We start from the raw sequence: 19667 nt of genomic DNA on the forward strand, positions 1-19667 counted from the left end.
AAAAACTCTCAAAAAAACAACCGCACTTCATCACTTATTTATACTGTTCAAACCAACCTAGACCGCTTGAGGTTTCACCCCGTGGTTTGTACTCACAGCCTACGAAACCTTGGTAACCAATCTCATCTAATTTATTAAAGAGGTATTCATAATTGATTTCGCCTTCATCCGGTTCATGACGATCCGGTACGGAAGCAATTTGTACATGCGCAAATTTGCCATTTAATTTGTCGGTCAAACGGGATAAATTGCCGTCTACATTTTGAGCATGGAAGTAATCTAATTGAACAAACACATTATCGCGTTCAACACGCTCTACAATGTCTAAGGTGTCATATTGGCTTTTTAGCAAATAGTGCGGTTTCACTTCCGGACTTAATGCTTCAAGTAAAATATTCACACCATGCGGTTTAAATTTTTCTGATGCATAACGAATATTCTGAATAAAGATTTGTTGATATTCTGACTTATCCGCCCCTTCCGGTACCACCGCTGCCATAATATGGACATTCGGGCAACCAAGACCTAGCGCGTATTCCAATGCCATATCAATGTGTTGATGGCTTTGTTCCTCACGCCCGGGAATAGCAGAAACACCCCATCCCCCTTTGGAAACATCGCCTGCCGGAGTATTAAATAAAACGACCTTTAAACCATGTTTATCCAGTTCTTGCCTGATGGTTTCAACACTGTAATCGTAAGGCCAGAGAAACTCGACATACTTAAAGCCGGCGTTAGCCGCCGCTTCAAAACGATCAATAAATGACACTTCGTTGAACATCATGGTTAAATTAGCAGCAAATTTTGGCATAATTATTTCCCCCTGTTTTTCAATTCATTCACTTCGTCGTCATTGAGATAACGAATCGGTTGCCCTTGCAATAGGAAGAACAGTTTCGCGGCTTCTTCCAATTCTTCGGTATTGTCGGCGGCATCGAGTAAATCCTTACCCGTGACCACTACGCCATGATTTGCCAATAAAAAGGCTTTACCTGACAACGCGCGTGCCTCTAATTCTTCCGCTATGCGCGGTGAACCCGGGCGGTAATAAGGAATCACCGGCAAGCTTCCGACTCGCATTACGTAATAAGGCGTAAAGGCTTTTATGGCATTTTGTGGATCAAGGTTTTCTAAACAAGAAAGCGCAGTTAAGTAAGTAGAATGAAGGTGGACAATGGCTTTGCACTCCGGATTTTTGCGATACATGGCCAAATGAAAGACGGATTCTTTGGATGGTTTATCACCTTCTAGCAAGTTGCCCTCCATATCTAATATGGAAAGTCGCGCTTCCTCTAAACGTCCAAGTGAAGAACCGGTAGGCGTGACTAAAATTCGATTCCCATCCAGCCGGGTGGAGAGATTCCCTGCGCCACCGACGGTGTAGCCACGCTCATAAAAAGAATGTCCAAGCCGCACCATGATTTTTTTTAATTCACCATCACTCATAACATCATTCCTTGTGCATCAGTGAAGAAGGTTTCTTTGCCGAAGTTGCCTGATTTCAATGCAAGTGCGGTCGATTCTCCCAATACTTTTAACCAAGGCACGCCCGGCGCAATTTGTTTGCCAATTTGAAAACCGGTGAAGCCAAGTTGTTGCACCACAATGCTTGAAGTTTCTCCACCCGCAGTAATAAAGTTTTCCACCTTGGCTTTTTCTTTTAGTAACTGCGCTAAGTTTGCAAAGGCTTTCTCAATAGCATGGCTTGCCCGTTCACCACCAAATCGGCTTTGAATTTGTTTCAGTTGTTCCGGTGGCACGGTGGCATAAACCATTGGTGCAAGCGGTTCAGAAAAATGAGGTTGCACTTGATCAAACAACGTTTCCGTATAATTAGATTCCGCAATAGCTTTTTCCACATCTAAATAAATGGCGGTGGCTTTTTCTTTATAGGCATTCACTTGTTTATTCGTCATCACAGAACAAGAACCGGAAAGAATCACACTGCGTCCTTTTTTCGGTACAAAAGCATCTGTCGCTTTTTTGCCGCCACTTAATCTTGCTGCCATATAAGCTCCTAAACCGGAACCACCTGTGACTAATTTCAATTCACTGACGGCTTCTGCCAAAACAGCAAGTTCACTATTATCCACGGCATCCACAACAGCGTAGCGGAAACCGGCTTGCTTCAACCGGGTGAAACAAGCCTTCAGGTGCTCAGCACCTTGAATCACATCTGCATAACTCACTAAACCGGTTTTACCTTTTGCTTGCGCATCCATTAAACGTATAAGATTGGCGTCTTTCATCGGTGTAATCGGGTGATCACGCATGCCGGATTCATTAAGCAACACATTACCGACGAATAAATAACCGTTAAAGATCGTTCTGCCATTGACAGGCAAAGCCGGCGTGATCACGGTAAAATCATCATCAAGCGCCTCTAACAAGGCATCCGTTACAGGGCCAATATTGCCTTTTGGTGTGCTATCAAAGGTGGAACAATATTTAAAATAGAACTGAGAACAACCGCTCTTTTGTAGCCAGTGAAGCGCCTGCAATGATTGTTCAATAGCTTCATTCACCGGGTTGGAGCGAGATTTTAAACTGATGACAATGGCATCCACTTTTTCTGTTAATGGCGCGTTTGGCACGCCATTCATTTGTACCGTATGCAAGCCATTTTCAACTAAGAAACTGGCAATATCGCTTGCGCCGGTGAAATCATCAGCAATTACACCTAACATCATTACGCTCCTTTTTTCGGTAATTCGATACCACTGAAAATTTTAATCACAGCGCTGTCATCTTCTTTGCCATAGCCTGCATTACTCGCTTCAGTAAACATTGAGTAGGCGGTACTCGCGAGGTGAAGTGGGAAGTGCAAAGATTTCGCCGTATCGTTTACGAGACCTAAATCTTTCACAAAAATATCCACCATAGAAAGCGGAGAATAATCCCCTTCCACCACGTGTTTCATACGATTTTCAAACATCCATGAATTACCTGCTGCGTTAGTCACCACATCGTACATCAGATTAAGTGGAATCCCTGCTTTGGCTGCAAGCGCCATCGCTTCTGCACCTGCGGCAATATGCACACCGGCAAGCAGCTGGTGGATGATTTTCACGGTTGCGCCTAAACCGATTTCTTCACCGATGTTATACACTTTACCCGCAACGGCATCTAACACCGGTTGTAATTTTTCAAAAGCCTGTGCAGAACCTGATGCCATTACCGTCATCTCACCCAATGCTGCTTTTGCCGCACCACCGGAAACCGGCGCATCTAACATAACTAACCCCAAGTCTGTTAATTTTTGTGAAATCGCTTTCGCATCTTGGGCAGAAATGGTTGAGGAAACCATGACAGCGGTTCCTTTATTTAACTTAGCCGCTAAACCATTTTCACCAAATAGCACCGAATTGACCTGCACAGCATTTACTACAAGCAACAAAACTGCATCTAATTTATCCGCAAAATCGACCGCACTTTGACTGGTTGCGTGTGCGCCATCAGTTTTTAATTTTTCAAGTGCTTTTGGGTTAAGATCTACACCATAGGTCGTCAATCCGGCTCTTATACAAGACTGAGCCGCCCCCATGCCCATTGCACCCAGCCCAACAATAGCAACAGAATATGATTTGTTTGTCATGGTATTTCTCCAAATAATAAAGTTTGTTGATCTAACGGTATCCATTCTGCCGGATCTTAAAATAAAAAAACGTGAGCGGTGTCACAAAATTTAACATTATTATTTATTTTTGTTATTTTATGTGAAAAATGAATGGAATAACAACAAAATAAACAAAAAGAGATATAATGACGAAAATTTTTTGGAGGGGTTATGATTCCTGCAGAGCGACAAAAATTATTACTCAATTTAATTAACCAAAAAGGTATTGTGAGCATTTCAAAATTAATGGAATCGCTCAATGTTTCACATATGACAATTCGTCGTGATATTCAAAAATTAGAAGAGATGGGGAAGGTTGTCTCAGTATCCGGTGGTGTGAAAATACATGAACATTTGTCCTTTGAGCCTACACATCAGGACAAATCGTTATTATTTCATGATCAGAAAGAAAAAATCGGCGAGCAGGCGGCAAAGTTGATTCCATCTAATACTACGATTTATTTGGATGCCGGTACGACAACGTTGGAAATTGCCTATCGTATTATTGAACGCGATGATTTATTAGTCATAACCAATGATTTCTCCATTACACATTTTTTAATGACCAGCGGCAAATGCCAATTAATCCATATTGGTGGTTCGGTGAATAAACTCAATCACTCTTCGGTAGGGGAACTGGCAGGGCAGTTTTTACGTCAGCTGTCGGTTGACATTGCTTTTATCTCTACCTCTTCTTGGACATTGACGGGCTTAACTACGCCGGATGAAATGAAGCTACCGGTGAAAAAAACGATAATTGAGTCAAGCAATAAGCGGATCTTAGTCTCAGACTCTTCAAAATACGGCAAAGTTGCCACCTTCAAAATTGCAGCCTTAAGCGTTTTTAATACGATTATTTGTGATAAGAATTTATTGCCTAATACAAAAGAAGCAATCCATGATATGGATATTGAATTGTTGCTGGTATAACAAAATGTCGGGGCTAAGTTGGTATAGCTTACAAGTGCGGTTGTTTTTTTGAGTATTTTTTAAGGAGCGATCATCATGAAAAAAATCGAAGCGATTATAAAACCGTTTAAATTGGACGATGTGCGTGAAGCCTTGTCGGACATTGGCATTACCGGCATGACGGTGATTGAGGTGCGTGGTTTCGGGCGGCAAAAAGGGCATACGGAATTGTATCGCGGTGCCGAATATATGGTGGATTTTCTACCAAAAGTGAAAATGGAAATTGTGGTGCCCAATGATTTGTTAGACCGATGCCTGGACGCCATTATTGATACAGCACAAACGGGCAAAATCGGTGATGGCAAGATTTTTGTGTACGAGGTGGAACGGGTGATTCGTATCCGCACGGGCGAAGAAAATGAGGATGCCATTTAATCCATGGGAAATAATACCGATAACACCGCGCCTTGTTTCGATAAGGCGCGTTTTCTTTAAAGCACGGTTTTATGCTATAATCCCGCCACTTTTTGGCATGATTTCCATAGAGAATTTCATCATTTTACGATAACGCTTATGAAAAAATTTTGTTTATTTCTTTTGTTCTTACTAATCTTTCTTGCCGGTGCAAGTTTTTGGGGATACCGGCAGTTGCAACAGTTTGTGCAGCAACCGGTGAATGTGCAAAAAGACCGGCTATTCACCGTGGAACGCGGCACCACGGGTAACAAACTGGTGACTTTGCTGCAAAACGAACATCTTTTAGAAAATGCCTCACTCCTGCCTTGGGTGTTGAAAATTTATCCGGAATTTAACAAGGTGAAAGCGGGCACTTATGCCTTGGATAACGTCAAAACTGTGGAAGATTTGCTGAAGCTTCTCAATTCCGGTAAAGAAGCGCAATTTAACGTGCAATTCATTGAAGGCAATACCTTTAAAACCTGGCGAAAACGCTTGGAAAACGCACCGCACTTAAAGCAAACCCTAAAAGATAAATCCGAGCAGGAAATTTTTCACTTATTGGCAATTCCCGATGTAGCGCAAGAGGTGTACGAATGGCTGAAAATCGAAGGCTGGTTGTATCCCGACACCTATAATTACACGCCGAATTCCACCGATTTGGAGCTTCTGCAACGTTCCGCCGAACGCATGAAAAAAGCCCTGGATAAAGCATGGCAGGAGCGTGATAAAGATCTGCCGTTGGCGAACCCTTACGAAATGCTGATCCTCGCGTCCATCGTGGAAAAAGAAACCGGCATTGCGGCGGAACGCCCACAGGTGGCGTCGGTATTCATTAATCGGTTAAGAGCCAAAATGAAGCTGCAAACCGATCCGACCGTCATTTACGGTATGGGCGACGATTACAACGGCAATATTCGCAAAAAAGACTTGGAAACGCCAACGCCTTATAACACCTATGTGATTGACGGCTTGCCGCCGACCCCGATTGCGATGCCGAGTGAAGAGGCGTTACAGGCGGTGGCACATCCGGCGCAAACGGCGTTTTATTATTTCGTGGCAGACGGCACGGGGGGGCACAAATTCAGTCGTAATTTAAACGAACATAACAAAGCGGTGCAGCAATATTTGCGCTGGTACCGCGAACAAAACGGAAAATAATATGGTAGGCAAATTTATTGTCATTGAAGGCTTGGAAGGCGCAGGCAAAAGCACCGCTCATCAATGCGTTGTGGATACGTTAAAAACGTTAGGCATTGGGGAAGTCATCTCTACCCGCGAGCCGGGCGGCACACCGTTGGCGGAAAAGCTGCGCCATCTCATTAAACACGAAAACGAAGAGCCGGTGACCGATAAAGCGGAATTGCTCATGCTGTATGCGGCGCGCGTGCAGCTGGTGGAAAATGTGATCAAGCCTGCTTTGGCACAAGGCAAATGGGTGGTGGGCGATCGCCATGATATGTCCTCACAGGCTTATCAGGGCGGCGGTCGTCAGTTGGGCAAGGATCTTTTAAGTAGCTTAAAGCAAACCGTATTGAGCGATTTTGAACCGGATTTAACCCTGTATTTGGATATCGACCCGGCGGTCGGTTTGGCGCGCGCGCGCGGACGAGGCGAACTGGATCGTATCGAACAGCAAAATCCGGATTTTTTCCACCGCACCCGCGCCCGTTATCTGGAACTGGTGAAAGACAATCCGAAGGCGGTGATCATTGACGCGGCGCAACCTGTTGAGCAGGTGCGGGCGGACATTCAAAGTGCGGTCAAAAATTGGTGGGTTTCTCTTTCAAGATGATCGCGTTATACCCTTGGCTTACGCCCGTTTATCAGAAAATCACGCAGGCTTTTGAGGAAGGGCTGGGGCATCATGCGTTGCTGATTCGTGCCGATGAAGGTTTGGGCGCAGAACAGCTTTGCCGCCTTTTGGCGCAACGTTTGATGTGCTTAACGCCAAAGGGCGCGGAACCTTGCGGCGAATGCCATGCCTGTCATTTGATGCAGGCAAACAGTCACCCTGATTTCCAGCATATTGCGCCCATTGAAAATAAAGACATCGGTGTAGATCAAATTCGCGCCATGAATGAACAGGCAAGTCAGCACGCGCAACAAAATGGCAATAAAGTGATTTATATCGAACAGGCGCATCGCCTGACGGAAGCCGCCGCCAATGCTATTTTGAAAACCCTGGAAGAGCCCCGCCCGAACACCTATTTCATTTTGCAGAATGATATGCAAAAGGCGCTGTCGCCCACCATTTATAGCCGTTGCCAGGTGTGGAATCTTCTGCCGCCGGCGACGGATACTGCGTTGCACTGGTTGCAGACTCAGACGTCCGCAGAAACGTCGGAAATTCTGACCGCACTTTTGGTGAATTACGGCCGCCCGCTGTTGGCGCTTGCCATGTTAACGCAGCATCTGCCGGAACAACGGCGCGAGTTTTTACGTCAATTCTGGTTGTTTTATCGTCGTCGTTCGCCGTTGGAATTGTTGCCGTTTTTTAATAAAGAGATTCTGTTGCAACAACTGGATTGGCTGTTGGCGTTTTTGAGTGATAGTCTGAAAAATAAATTGGCTATTCAGGAAAACTGGATTTGTCGGGATATTGAACGGGGCGTGATTCAATTCAGCCAAGGGCTGTCCGCTCCGGCATTGTTAAAAGCGACGCAGATCGTCGGCAAAGTGCGGTCGGATTTGGCGGCGAATAATGCGTTAAATCAGGAATTAATTTTATTGGACGGGCTGACCCGTTTAATTACCGAAGTGTTTGAAGGATAAAATATGTTTATTGTGGATTCCCATTGCCATTTGGATGCGTTGGATTACGAAAAATTACATGAAAATATCGCCGATGTAGTGGCAAAAGCTAACGCCCGCGATGTGAAGCATTTATTGGCAATCGGCGTAACGTTAAGCCGTTTCGAGAAAGCCTATCCCGAATTGGTTAAATTTGATAACGTCTCTTTGGCGTGCGGCGTGCACCCTTTGGATTTTGAGGAAGAACCTTACGACGCCGCCCGTTTGCTACATTTGGCGCAGGATCCGAAAGTGGTCGCCATCGGCGAAATCGGCTTGGATTATTATTACAGCGCAGAAAACAAGGCGCAGCAACAGGTGGTGTTTGCCAGCCAGATTGAAGTTGCCAATCAGTTAAATAAGCCGGTGATTATTCACACCCGCGAAGCCCGCGAGGACACCATGAGCCTGTTGCGCGACAATCATGCGGAAAAGTGCGGTGGCGTTTTGCATTGTTTTACGGAAAATTACGACATGGCAAAACAAGCCTTGGATTTGGGCTTTTATATTTCTATTTCAGGCATCGTTACCTTTAAAAATGCCGAGGAAATTCGCGATGTGGTGCGTAAATTGCCATTAGATTGTTTACTGGTGGAAACCGATTCGCCGTATTTGGCGCCGGTGCCTTATCGCGGCAAACAAAATCAACCGGCTTACACCCGTGAAGTGTGCGAATATGTGGCGGCGTTGAAAGGCGTTTCGGTGCAGGAAATGGCGCAAATCACTACGCAAAACTTCGAGCGTTTATTTAAAATTCAGGTACAATGAGGTTCAAACGAGTCGGAAAAAGGACGGAATAATGCGTAAATTTTTTAAATATTTTTTCATTACGGTGATTTTGGTTTTTCACCTGTTTTTGTTCGCCACCGTGCACTATGTGTTCCCGCGCTATGATGTGACGCAGGTCACCGGCGTGGAAGTGAAACGGATGGATAAAGACGGGTTAATTACTAAAACCAATCCGGCGGACGGACCGACCCGCGACGTGTATTTTATCAACACCCAACATCCGGACGGCAAAGTGCGGGTATATCGTAACGAAGACACCGGCTGGGGCTTCCCGTTCTATTTTAAATTCGGTTCCGCGAATTTGCAGGCGGAGGCGCAGGCATTGGGTAACGAACAGAAAACCGTACAAATGAAATACTACGGCTGGCGCATTACCGTATTTAACGAATTTCCGAATGCTTTGTCGGTAGAAGCTCTGGCAGAAGGCGAATCGCCAAACCATCCGATTTTCGCCTATATTTTCTACGTGATTTTGCTGTTCACCTTATTCTTCTCTGTGCAATTTGTGCGCGGTTGGTTCGACAGCGAAAACTAACGTTCCTTTTTCCTTTCTTCGGTGCGGTTGAAAAACGTTTTAAAAACCGACCGCACTTTATCTTTATTTACATCAATGAATTGAAATCTTATGAGTTTATTTACCGCGATTTTAGTTTTAATTTTATTAATTATCATCAGTGCCGTTGTGTCTTCTGCTGAAATTTCCCTGGCGGGGGCGCGTCGGATTAAATTGCAAAACATGGTCAACGAAGGTAACACGAAAGCCGCCATGGTGCTCAAACTGCAAGAGCAACCGGGGCGCTTCATTACTGTGGTGCAAATCGGCTTGAATATGGTCGCCGTGTTAGGCGGGGTGATCGGCGAAGCGACCATTCGGGTGCACTTGCAACACGTTATTCATCAATATACCGATGCTGCGTGGGTGGAAAGCGCCGCTTCCTGGATTGCGTTTTTTATCGTGACCGCTTCCTTTATTTTGCTGGCGGATCTCATGCCTAAACGCCTGGCAATGACCAACCCCGAAGTGGTGGCATTGCGCACGGTGCGGATTATGCAAATCTGCATTTTCTTATTGAAACCTATTGTGTGGGTGTTCGATTCCGTCGCCAATTTCATTTTCCGTATTTTTAAAGTATCTACCGTGCGCGAAGAAAGTATGACCTCCGAAGACATCGTGGCAGTGGTGGATGCCGGCGCGGAGGCAGGCGTGTTAAAAGCGCAGGAACATTATCTCATCGAGAATATTTTCGATATGCAGCAACGCACGGTCACCTCCACCATGACCACCCGCGAAAATATCATTTTTTTAGACCGCACTTTTACCCGCCAGCAAGTGCTGGACACGCTCACGAAAAATTCCCATTCCAAACTGCTTATTTGCGATCAGGGCTTGGATCATATTTTAGGTTATGTGGAATCGCACAGTTTGCTGACACTGTTCCTGAAAGAGGAACAGGTGCAGCTCACCGACAATCGTTTGTTGCGCAAACCGCTGTTCGTGCCTGATACTTTGTCTTTGTATGAGGTGCTCGAATTATTTAAATCCACCGGCGAAGATTTTGCCGTTATCGTCAACGAATATGCGCTGGTGGTGGGCATTGTTACCTTAAACGATGTGATGAGTATCGTCATGGGCGAGTTGGTATCCAGCGAAGAAGAACAGATTATCCGCCGCGACGAAGATTCTTGGTTGGTGGACGGCGCCACACCGCTGGAAGATGTGAAACGCGCCTTGGATATTGAAGTCTTCCCGCACGATGAAAATTACGAAACCATCGCCGGTTTTATGATGTATATGCTACGTAAAATCCCGAAAAAAACCGATTTTGTGTTATACGGCCGCTACAAATTTGAAATCATCGACACCGAGAACTTTAAAATCGATCAACTGATGGTGTCTTTTAGGAGGGATTTGGAGGAAAGTAATCATAAGGATTGAGTTTGTTTGGTGGGTGTTGTATCCGCCCGAATTGTTCTGCTTTTAAGAGACAGTTTGGTGTCTCCTCTGCATTCCCTTTTTAAAAACGCTGCGAAAATCCACCGCACTTTTCTGTGAATTTACCCTTTCCGCACCAAAATCATAAAACGACAATCGTAAGGATTTTGTTCGTCGGCGGGGCGGTATTGTTCAAATTCAATGTTCCAGTGGTTCCAATCAATAGGCGGGAAGAAGGTGTCGCCTTCCAGTTCAGTTTGGATTTCGGTGAGGTAAAGGCGGGTCGCCTGCGGTAAATATTGCTTGAACAGCTGACCGCCGCCGATGAGCATGATTTCGTCGGAATCGATGACAAAATCCACCGCACTTTCCAGGCTGTCTTTCCAAATAATGCCGTCGTGCACGAAAGGTTGGCGGGAAAGCACGATGTTGGTACGTTTCGGTAATGGGCGACCGATGCTTTCAAAGGTTTTGCGTCCCATGATGACGGGTTTGCCGGTGGTATTTTGGCGAAACCAGGCGAGGTCGGCGGGCAGGTGCCATGGCATTTGGTTATCTTTGCCGATGACATGGTTTTTGGTCATGGCGACAATCAGGCTTAAACGCATTGTATTTCCTAATGTATTTAACGGGTTAAAGTGCGGTTACTATACCACAGGTTTTTCCCGATAGAACAGTAAGCCAGGTAATGCCAAGCCGAAAACCAGCGCACCGAGAATAAACGTGGTGCTGATGAAGGAGGCGATCATCTGCTCAAATAAGGCGTCGGAGAAGCCGTAATGGTGAATTTGCACGATGGCGATCATCGCCTTATATGCCTGCACGCCAGGAATCATCGGGATAATGGCGGCGACGGTGAACACTTTCGGGTGTGCCAAATAACGGTGGGATAAATGTACGCCGATGAAGCCGATGAGCGCCGCGCCGACCAGGGTGGCAAAAACGATGGGGATGTTGCACTGAATCAAAATGGTGCGGGTGACATGTCCTAAAGCGCCGAGCAAGGCGCAGTATTTCAACGCTTTCGGCGGCACATTAAAGACCAACGCAAATCCCACTGCCGGAATGGCGGCGAAAAACATATCGTCCAGTAACAAAAGTAACCAATCCATTTTAGTGCCCCCACGTGGTGATGTTGAGTACGCTCAAGGCGAAGACAATGCCGAGACAAGCGCCGAAAGTGAGAATGGTGGCGATCGCCCAACGTCCGATCCCCATGTTCACATAGCCTTTCAGAATATCCGCCAAAGAATTGATTAACGGAAAGCCCGGCACCAGCAATAACACGCTGGACGCCAAGGCGATTTGCGGGTCGTTGCCGAGCTGATATTTCAGACTGATGCCGGCGATGAGCGAGGCGACGAAAGCGGTGACGGCAAACACAATGACCGGGTTGTAGTGCCGTTTGGACAATTCCTGCCGCACGAACATGGCGACGGAGGCAGCTAAAAAGGTGATGAGCGAAATCAGCGCATTGCCGCCGGATAAATGAGCAAAAGAGGCGCAGGATAAGCCGATCATCAAAACCACAAAATAGTGGTTATATTTTAGTGGCTTAAGTTGCGAGAGTTTTTTCCTGACCAGCTGAATGTCGTAGATTTTATGTTCGGCGGAGATGACAATGCGTTGCACGTCGGTGACCATTTGCATATTAATGCCCTTGTCGGTGCTTTTACGGGCGGTAGTGATGCAATGGTTGTTAGCCAAGGTGGTGATAACCACGGCGTTGGCGGTGAGGGCGCATTCCACGCTGTCCACGCCAAGCGCCAAGCCGAGCCGTTGCGCCATTTGTGACACGACGGTGCTTTCCGCGCCATGTTGTAGCAATAACAGCGCCGTTTGCACGCATAATCGCGTGACTTCCCGTTGATAGTCGGGTGTGATGTTTTCTCTTTCCATGATCAATCTACCTAAAATTAATTAGCGACATTATAGACCTTTCGTCATTGAACAAAAATGCTTAATAGAATAAGCACTAAAGTGCGGTGGGATTTTTGGATAAATTTCAGGATTTATGCTAGGTTAAGTGCATTTTTGAGAGAAGTCAGTATGCAACAGAATAATAAAACCATTGTGGTGAAATTCGGCACCAGCACGCTCACGCAGGGTACGCCGAAATTGAATTTAGCCTAACATGATGGAAATCGTTCGTCAGTTGGCGCAGTTACATCAGGCGGGCTTTCGCCTGGTGATCGTGACTTCGGGTGCCATTGCCGCCGGTCGCCATTATTTAAATCACCCGCAATTGCCACCCACCGTGGCGTCCAAACAATTGCTGGCAGCAGTGGGGCAGAGCCAGCTGATTCAAACCTGGGAAAAACTGTTTGCCATTTATGATATTCACATCGGGCAAATGTTGCTGACCCGCACCGATATTGAAGATCGCGAACGTTTCCTGAATGCACGCGACACCTTGCACGCGTTGTTGGATAACCGCATTATTCCGGTGATCAACGAAAATGATGCGGTTGCAACGGCAGAAATTAAAGTGGGGGATAACGATAATTTATCGGCGCTGGTGGCGATTTTGGTGCAGGCAGATCGTTTGGAAAGCCGTAAACAATGGCTGTTCGCCGCGCCGTCGGCAGGCGTGCTGACCATTGATGAGATGAAGGCGCACAAAGTGCGGTGTTAATTCAGCATAAATCTTTACTGCCGGCGGGCATTGTGCGTGTCAGCAGGCGTTTCTCACGCGGTGAAGTGGTGCGCATTCGGAATGCACAAGGCAAGGACATTGCCCTCGGCATGCCGCGCTATAACAGCGATGCGCTGGAACTGATTAAAGGCAAACAATCGCAGGATATTGAACAACAGCTGGGCTATGAGTACGGCGCGGTGGCTATTCATCGGGACGATATGATCGTGTTATAAAAAGAGAGAAAAGAAAAACGGTGTTCATCATAACGCCGTTTTTTGTAGGATGATTTTTTTGAATTACAGAATATCCAATAATTCCACTTCAAACACTAACGGGCTGAATGGCGGAATGGCTGCGCCGGCACCACGTTCGCCGTAAGCCAATTCATGCGGAATCGCCAAACGCCATTTGGAACCGACCGGCATCATGGAGAGGGCTTCGACCCAACCTTTAACCACGCCGTTAACCGGGAACTCCGCCGGTTGACCGCGGGTCACGGAGCTGTCGAATACGGTGCCGTCCGGTAGCGTGCCGGTGTAGTGTACGCTGACTTTGTCCGTGGCGGAAGGCACTTTGCCGTCGCCTTCAATCAGCACTTCATATTGCAAACCGGAATCGGTCATTTTCACACCGTCTTTTTGTTTATTGGCTTCCAAGAAGGCTTTGCCAGCCGCTTCAATTTCTTTGAATTGCGCCTGTTGTGCTTCTGCCGCTTGTTGTTGTAATTGTTGCAGCGCTTGGCTGATTTCGTTGAAATCCAATACCGGCGCGTGTTGATTTAACACATCGTAAATTCCTTTTGCCACGGCTTCCGTTTTTACCGCTAATTGGCTGTCCAATAATTGCTGACCGATTTGCAAGCCGATACCGTAGCTTCCTTTGGCTTGTGTATCGTCTAATTTCACTTGATTAAAAAACGCTGCCGTCATGTTGTTTTCCTTTATATGATAAAAATTAATTGATCGTGGCTAACATTTCACCCACTCTGACGGGCTCGTCCACCTGTAAATGTTCTGCTAAGGTCACGCGATTAGCCGGGAAAAGGTTGATGACCGTAGAGCCTAACTGAAACGCCCCCATTTCCTGACCTTTGGTTAATTTCACCGCATTTTCCTCTTGATACGTCCAGACTTTCACTTCATCGGCGCGCGGCGGATTAATCACGCCCGCCCAAACGGTGCTCATACTGGCGGTGATCGTGGCGCCCACCAGAATTTGCACCATAGGGCCAAATTCGGTATCAAACAGGCAAATCACCCGTTCATTACGGGCAAATAAGTTAGGCACGTGTTCCGCCAGGAACGGATTCACCGAGAACAAGGCGCCGGGCACATAAATCATTTTGCGCAGGGTGGCATCGCACGGCATATGCACGCGGTGGTAATCGCGAGGAGATAAATAGATGGTGGCGAATTCGCCGTTTTTAAAGGTGTTGACCAATTCTTCATCGCCCGCCAATAAATCGGACAAGCTGAAAAAATGCCCTTTGGCTTGCAATAATAATTCGTCGTCAATATGCCCGATTTGGCTCACACGACCATCTGCCGGCAAGCAAAGTGCGGTAGGATTTTCATTTATTTTTCGGGCACCGTCTTTTAATTCGCGAATAAAAAATTGGTTGAAACTTTCGTAGTCGCTGAAGTTTTCTTTTTTCGCTTCGCTCATGTCCACATTGTATTTCTTGGCGAAGAGTTTAATTACGAAATGAGTGACCGCGCCCCATTTTTGCTTGGCGAACCAGCCCGCCAGTTGGGTTAAATACAGTTGCGGCATAACATATTGAAAGGCAACTTTCAGGCGCTGCCAATAAGTGGATTTGTTCATAATGGTTATTTTTTCTACAATTTTAAGATGAATGAGGGGTGATTATAACAACTTATTCGGCTTGTGCAATGAGGGGGATTTACTGCCGTCGTTATATCGGAAAGAAAAAATATCGGAAGTACTTCAGAAGATGTAAAAGACAGTTTTAATCATATATAAGTATTTGGGGGTGGCGCCAATTCTCAGGTAAAATCACAATTTTATTCTTTTTCGATTAACTCTATGAATCAACAACAGCTATTAAAATTTGATCGTGAACATATTTGGCATCCCTATGCAGCACTTCCACCAACTACACCGATTTATGCAGTAGAACGCGCAGAGGGCGTAATGATTATGCTTAAAGATGGACGTCAGCTGATTGACGGAATGTCATCTTGGTGGCAGCGTTACATGGTTATAATCACCCTCGTCTGAATGCAGCGGCAAATAAACAGTTGGCGCAAATGAGCCACATTATGTTCGGTGGGTTAACTCACGAACCGGCTATTAAACTGACACAAAAATTGTTACCTTTATTACCTTCGGGATTAGAACAAATCTTTTTTGCCGATAGTGGTTCCATTGCCGTTGAAGTGGCGATGAAGATGGCTATTCAGTATCAACATGCAAAAGGTGAAACTCAGCGATATAAATTTGCAACCATTCGTTCAGGTTATCATGGTGATACTTGGCATGCCATGTCGGTATGCGATCCGGTGACGGGGATGCATAGCCTGTTTGCCAAAAGTTTGCCGGTGCAGTATTTCCTTCCACAGCCTCAAACTTCTTTTGGGCAACCATGGTGTGAAGAAGATATTGCACCATTGGCGGATTTATTGGAAAAACGAGGTGCAGAATTAGCCGCACTTATTCTTGAACCGGTAGTGCAGGGGGCGGGAGGAATGTATTTTTATTCGCCAATGTATTTAGTCCGAGCCCAACAACTTTGTCAACAATACGGCGTATTGCTAATTTTTGATGAGATTGCTACCGGTTTTGGTCGCACAGGAAAATTATTTGCGGCAGAATATGCCGGCATTTCACCTGACATTATGTGTATCGGTAAGGCGTTAACCGGCGGTTATTTAACGCTGTCGGCAACCATTACAACCCGTGTTATTGCGCAAACTATTTGTCGTGGTGAAGCACAATGTTTTATGCATGGACCGACGTTTATGGCAAATCCATTAGCTTGTGCCATTGCTACAGCATCAATTGATTTATTGCTGGAAAACGATTGGCAGGGCAATGTAAAACGTATTGAACAACAACTGAAAGCCGAATTGCAGATTGCGGAAAATTTTAATGCGGTGAAAGCTGTACGGGTACTGGGTGCTATTGGTGTTTTGGAAATGTATGAACCGGTCAATTTAACCTCATTGCAGGTGCGTTTAGTGGCAAATGGCGTCTGGGTTCGCCCGTTTGGCAGATTAGTGTACTTAATGCCACCTTTTATTATCAGTCCGTCACAATTATCTGCATTAACTTCCGGTATGTTGGCGGCAATCAGAGAGGAATACTATGAATAGGTCGGATTATTTTTCCACACAACTGGGCATATTACGGCAAAAAGATCAATATCGCCGTTTCCCGCAAATTCACCATAACGGTAAGTTTGTTGAGCAAAATGGACATCAGATGCTCAATTTGGCTTCTAATGATTATCTGGGGTTAGCCGGTGATGTATCGTTACAACAAGCTTTTCTTAAAAAATACATTGAAAAACTACCGCACTTTACCTCCTCTTCGTCGCGCTTGCTAACCGGCAATTTCCCCGAATATGAAGCCCTTGAACAATTAATGGCAAATGCGTTTCGGCGGGAGGCATGCTTGCTGTTTAATAGCGGTTATCACGCCAATATTGGTATTTTACCGGCAGTAGCCAATAAACAAACCTTGATCGTCGCTGACAAATTGGTACATGCCAGCATTATTGATGGTATTCGCCTGAGCAATTCCCCGTTTTTGCGGTATCGTCATAACGATTACGATCACTTGTATAACATTTTACACAAACAGTATCTTCATTATGAACGCATTATTGTGGTGACGGAAAGTGTGTTCAGTATGGATGGGGATCTCGCAGACTTATCACAATTGGTTGCATTTAAAAAGCAATTTGACAATGTTATGTTGTATGTGGATGAAGCACATGGCATTGGTGTTTATGGCGAACGGGGTCTGGGTGTTGCCGAACAGACAAATTGCCTACCTGACATTGATTTTTTGGTAGGGACTTTTGGTAAAGCGTTTGCTTCCATGGGCGCTTATGTGGTTTGTGATCGAGTCATTAAAGATTATTTAATTAACACTATGCGCCCTTTGATCTTCAGCACAGCGTTACCGCCATTCAATGTGGCATGGACCACATTTCTCTTCGAAAAACAACCGCACTTTCAGGCTAAACGACAACATCTCATGCAATTAAGTGCGCGATTACGGCAGGTTCTCGCAGAGCAATTCAATATGCCAATGCCAAGTGAAAGCCATATAGTACCTTATATTTTAGGCGAAAATCAGCGCACTATAAAAATAGCGCACCGCCTTCAACAATGTGGATATTATTGCTTACCTATTCGGCCGCCTACCGTTCCTGTCGGAACATCTCGCATTCGTTTGTCTTTAACAGCCGATATGACCCATGATGAAATTGAACAATTTATAGAACAGTTATTTTATGCAATATCAATTAATTAACGTAAACCTGACACGTCGGCATTTAATCGTGTATTTCACCGGATGGGGTATGACACCATTGGTCATCCAACATTTAACATTACCGAAAGAACATGATTTGCTGGTTTGTTATGACTATCGGGATTTATCGCTTAATTTTGATTTTTCCTGTTATGAAAGTGTACGCTTAGTAGCATGGTCTATGGGTGTTTGGGTGGCTGAACATATGATGGGGCAAACACCATTACTTTCCGCCACTGCAATTAATGGCACGGGGCTCCCTATGCACAATGAATATGGCATCCCTTGTGCCGTATTTAAAGGCACTTTGGAAGCTTTTGATGAGGTCAATCAACATAAATTTGAACGCCGAATGTGTGGTGACAAAAGTACATTACTACAATATCAATCGCTGGAAGGGCAGCGTTCAATTGAAGAAACACATGCCGAATTGACCACACTTTATGAAGCATTGTTGACAAACCGGCAAAATGTCCCTCTGCACTGGACGAAAGCCATTATTGGCACGCAAGATCGTATTTTTCCTGTGCAGAATCAGCGTAATTACTGGCATTCTCGTTGTACGATGGTTGAAATGCTGGGTGGGCATTATTTGTTCCCATTACTACAAACATGGGCGCAATTATGGTGATCAAAAAAGAGCGTATAATGCAATGTTTCAATGCCGCATTAGAAACCTATGAAAAAAATGCCATTGCTCAACAACATATTGCCAATGATTTATTGAAATTATTATTGGAAAAAGGTGGAAGCCGTTTTCATCGAGTGCTGGAAATTGGTTGCGGCACAGGTAATTTTACCCGTTTATTGATGCAAAATATTGAGGCAGAGCATTGGGATTGTAATGATTTGTGCGATGTTTCCGCTCAATTAATGCAGAATCTGCCACTTCGGAACTATAATTTTTACCAAGGATGTGGCGAATCTTTGGTCTTATCTGCTCAATATGATTTGATCGTTTCCGCCTCAACCATTCAATGGTTTTCCGATCCATTGGCTTTTTTGTACCGATGTTCGACACACTTAATACCAAACAGTATGATTTTATTGAGTACATTTGCGCCGACGAATTTGCCTGAAATCAGGGCACTAAGCCAAATCGGTTTGGATTACCCTAATCTGGCACAATGGCGGGAAACATTAATGGCGAATTTTCATATTATTCACTTATCCCAAAAGGAAATTCGGCTAGAATTTGATTCCGCACTTTCAGTGCTGAGACATTTAAAAGATACCGGCGTCACAGCAACGAATAATCGAATTTGGAATCGTGAGAAAGTTGCTCGCTTTTGTGAGCAATATCATCAACATTACATCAATGAACAGGGTAAAGTTTCATTAACTTATGTGCCGATCTTCATGTTGGCACGAAAAAAAGAGAATGCATAATGGGAAAAGTATTGTTTGTTTCAGGCATTGATACCGATATTGGCAAATCCGTTGCCACAGGTTATTACGCTAGATACTCAATTGGGGTATTCGGTAATCACTCAGAAAATGGTGCAAACAGGTTGTTGCGATATTTCATCAGATATTTTAATTCACCGCAAAATTCAAGGTGTTGAATTAGCAGATGAAGATCGCAAAGGGGAAACCTGCTGCTATTTATTTGATTATCCTTGTTCACCCTATTTAGCTGCATGTTTGCAAAATACCTATATTGATGAAAAAACGATTGAAAAATACACCGCACTCTTAGCGCAAAAATATGATTATGTTTTGCTGGAAGGAGCAGGCGGTTTGATGGTCCCTTATGCCGAGGGAAAGACAACCTTGGATTATATTACGGCACATAATTATCCGTTAATCTTGGTGACTTCCGGTAGATTGGGTAGCATTAATCATACATTGCTCAGTTTAGAAGTATGCGCGCATCAAAATATTAACGTGGATACATTGATTTATAATCTTTATCCGCCTACGGATAAATTGATTACACAAGATACGCAACAATATTTCAAAAGCTATTTAGCCAAACGCTTTCCGACGACAAAATTTATGTTGATGCAAAAAATTGATTTTTAGCATTG

At 45.0% G+C, this 19667-nt stretch carries 20 protein-coding genes and 3 pseudogenes; 14 read left to right on the forward strand and 9 right to left on the reverse strand.

Annotated features, from left to right (window positions below; all coding sequences use genetic code 11):
• Positions 1–34 precede the first annotated feature (34 nt).
• Genes otnI through ltnD form a run of 4 tightly spaced genes read right to left on the reverse strand, consistent with a single transcriptional unit; the run spans position 35 to position 3595 of the window.
• Positions 35–811, reverse strand: coding sequence for a 2-oxo-tetronate isomerase (gene otnI / locus A3CS_RS0106250; RefSeq protein ID WP_005547735.1), 777 nt, complete (start codon positions 809–811; stop codon positions 35–37).
• A gap of 2 nt (positions 812–813) precedes the next feature.
• Positions 814–1446 (reverse strand): 3-oxo-tetronate 4-phosphate decarboxylase, encoded by a 633-nt coding sequence (otnC, locus tag A3CS_RS0106255; RefSeq protein ID WP_005538584.1) that lies wholly within the window; start codon positions 1444–1446, stop codon positions 814–816.
• A complete protein-coding gene (gene otnK / locus A3CS_RS0106260; protein WP_012820792.1) occupies positions 1443–2687 on the reverse strand; it encodes a 3-oxo-tetronate kinase in 1245 nt (414 codons plus the stop codon). Before otnK ends, otnC begins: the two co-directional genes overlap by 4 nt.
• A 2-nt stretch (positions 2688–2689) precedes the next feature.
• On the reverse strand, positions 2690–3595 hold the full coding sequence (ltnD, locus tag A3CS_RS0106265; RefSeq protein WP_005551831.1) for an L-threonate dehydrogenase: 906 nt from the start codon (positions 3593–3595) through the stop codon (positions 2690–2692).
• A 192-nt stretch (positions 3596–3787) separates the two neighbouring features.
• Between ltnD and A3CS_RS0106270 the strand changes: the two genes are divergently transcribed.
• The 8 genes from A3CS_RS0106270 to paeA all read left to right on the forward strand — a co-directional run bounded on the left by A3CS_RS0106270 (position 3788) and on the right by paeA (position 10499).
• Entirely contained in the window at positions 3788–4546 is a 759-nt protein-coding gene (locus A3CS_RS0106270) for a DeoR/GlpR family DNA-binding transcription regulator (RefSeq protein ID WP_005538577.1), read from the forward strand.
• 75 nt (positions 4547–4621) lie between these two features.
• Positions 4622–4960 (forward strand): nitrogen regulatory protein P-II, encoded by a 339-nt coding sequence (glnB, locus tag A3CS_RS0106275; protein ID WP_005538573.1) that lies wholly within the window; start codon positions 4622–4624, stop codon positions 4958–4960.
• Between the two features lie 138 nt (positions 4961–5098).
• Positions 5099–6142, forward strand: a complete 1044-nt coding sequence (gene mltG / locus A3CS_RS0106280; RefSeq protein WP_005538572.1) for an endolytic transglycosylase MltG — start codon at positions 5099–5101, stop codon at positions 6140–6142.
• Between the two features lies 1 nt (position 6143).
• On the forward strand, positions 6144–6776 hold the full coding sequence (gene tmk / locus A3CS_RS0106285; protein WP_005538571.1) for a dTMP kinase: 633 nt from the start codon (positions 6144–6146) through the stop codon (positions 6774–6776).
• Positions 6773–7756, forward strand: a complete 984-nt coding sequence (locus tag A3CS_RS0106290) for a DNA polymerase III subunit delta' (protein ID WP_019518334.1) — start codon at positions 6773–6775, stop codon at positions 7754–7756. Before tmk ends, A3CS_RS0106290 begins: the two co-directional genes overlap by 4 nt.
• A gap of 3 nt (positions 7757–7759) precedes the next feature.
• Complete coding sequence (locus A3CS_RS0106295; RefSeq protein WP_019518335.1) at positions 7760–8542, forward strand: TatD family hydrolase; 783 nt, start codon at positions 7760–7762, stop codon at positions 8540–8542.
• A 31-nt stretch (positions 8543–8573) separates the two neighbouring features.
• Positions 8574–9098 carry a DUF1523 family protein gene (locus tag A3CS_RS0106300; RefSeq protein WP_005547722.1) on the forward strand — a complete coding sequence of 175 codons (525 nt, stop codon included), beginning with the start codon at positions 8574–8576 and terminating at the stop codon, positions 9096–9098.
• Between the two features lie 90 nt (positions 9099–9188).
• Entirely contained in the window at positions 9189–10499 is a 1311-nt protein-coding gene (paeA, locus tag A3CS_RS0106305; protein ID WP_005547718.1) for a polyamine export protein PaeA, read from the forward strand.
• 119 nt (positions 10500–10618) lie between these two features.
• Here paeA and folA read toward each other — a convergent pair whose 3' ends face one another.
• From folA to A3CS_RS0106320, 3 genes are read right to left on the reverse strand one after another with little or no spacing between them, the layout of a single operon-like run.
• The gene (gene folA, locus A3CS_RS0106310; protein WP_005547716.1) at positions 10619–11104 is read right to left on the reverse strand and encodes a type 3 dihydrofolate reductase; all 486 of its coding nucleotides are present in this window, start codon (positions 11102–11104) and stop codon (positions 10619–10621) included.
• Between the two features lie 39 nt (positions 11105–11143).
• Positions 11144–11608: a threonine/serine exporter family protein gene (locus A3CS_RS0106315; RefSeq protein ID WP_005547714.1), complete on the reverse strand. Its 465-nt coding sequence runs from the start codon at positions 11606–11608 to the stop codon at positions 11144–11146.
• A 1-nt stretch (position 11609) separates the two neighbouring features.
• Positions 11610–12395, reverse strand: a complete 786-nt coding sequence (locus A3CS_RS0106320) for a threonine/serine exporter family protein (RefSeq protein ID WP_005547712.1) — start codon at positions 12393–12395, stop codon at positions 11610–11612.
• 150 nt (positions 12396–12545) lie between these two features.
• Here A3CS_RS0106320 and proB point away from each other — a divergent pair.
• Positions 12546–13367: pseudogene (proB, locus tag A3CS_RS1000000111870) on the forward strand (glutamate 5-kinase).
• Between the two features lie 63 nt (positions 13368–13430).
• Here proB and A3CS_RS0106340 read toward each other — a convergent pair.
• Together A3CS_RS0106340 and asd are read right to left on the reverse strand one after the other, a co-directional pair.
• Complete coding sequence (locus A3CS_RS0106340; protein WP_005547705.1) at positions 13431–14063, reverse strand: FKBP-type peptidyl-prolyl cis-trans isomerase; 633 nt, start codon at positions 14061–14063, stop codon at positions 13431–13433.
• Between the two features lie 25 nt (positions 14064–14088).
• The gene (gene asd, locus A3CS_RS0106345) at positions 14089–14958 is read right to left on the reverse strand and encodes an archaetidylserine decarboxylase (RefSeq protein ID WP_005547703.1); all 870 of its coding nucleotides are present in this window, start codon (positions 14956–14958) and stop codon (positions 14089–14091) included.
• 222 nt (positions 14959–15180) lie between these two features.
• On the opposite strand from asd, the pseudogene bioA reads away from it, so the two are divergent.
• The 5 genes and pseudogenes from bioA (at position 15181) to bioD (ending at position 19662) form a co-directional block, all read left to right on the forward strand.
• Positions 15181–16469: pseudogene (gene bioA, locus A3CS_RS0106350) on the forward strand (adenosylmethionine--8-amino-7-oxononanoate transaminase).
• A complete protein-coding gene (locus A3CS_RS0106355) occupies positions 16462–17637 on the forward strand; it encodes an 8-amino-7-oxononanoate synthase (RefSeq protein ID WP_005575808.1) in 1176 nt (391 codons plus the stop codon). Before bioA ends, A3CS_RS0106355 begins: the two are co-directional and overlap by 8 nt.
• Positions 17618–18268: a DUF452 family protein gene (locus A3CS_RS0106360; protein ID WP_019518336.1), complete on the forward strand. Its 651-nt coding sequence runs from the start codon at positions 17618–17620 to the stop codon at positions 18266–18268. The genes A3CS_RS0106355 and A3CS_RS0106360 overlap by 20 nt, the downstream gene beginning before the upstream one ends.
• Positions 18262–19026, forward strand: a complete 765-nt coding sequence (bioC, locus tag A3CS_RS0106365; RefSeq protein WP_005547693.1) for a malonyl-ACP O-methyltransferase BioC — start codon at positions 18262–18264, stop codon at positions 19024–19026. Before A3CS_RS0106360 ends, bioC begins: the two co-directional genes overlap by 7 nt.
• A pseudogene (bioD, locus tag A3CS_RS0106370) lies at positions 19026–19662 on the forward strand (dethiobiotin synthase). The gene bioC and the pseudogene bioD overlap by 1 nt, the downstream one beginning before the upstream one ends.
• The last annotated feature ends 5 nt before the right edge of the window (positions 19663–19667 follow it).

Source organism: Aggregatibacter actinomycetemcomitans DSM 8324 (assembly GCF_000372365.1).
In the GTDB taxonomy this organism is placed as follows: Bacteria; Pseudomonadota; Gammaproteobacteria; order Enterobacterales; family Pasteurellaceae; genus Aggregatibacter; species Aggregatibacter actinomycetemcomitans.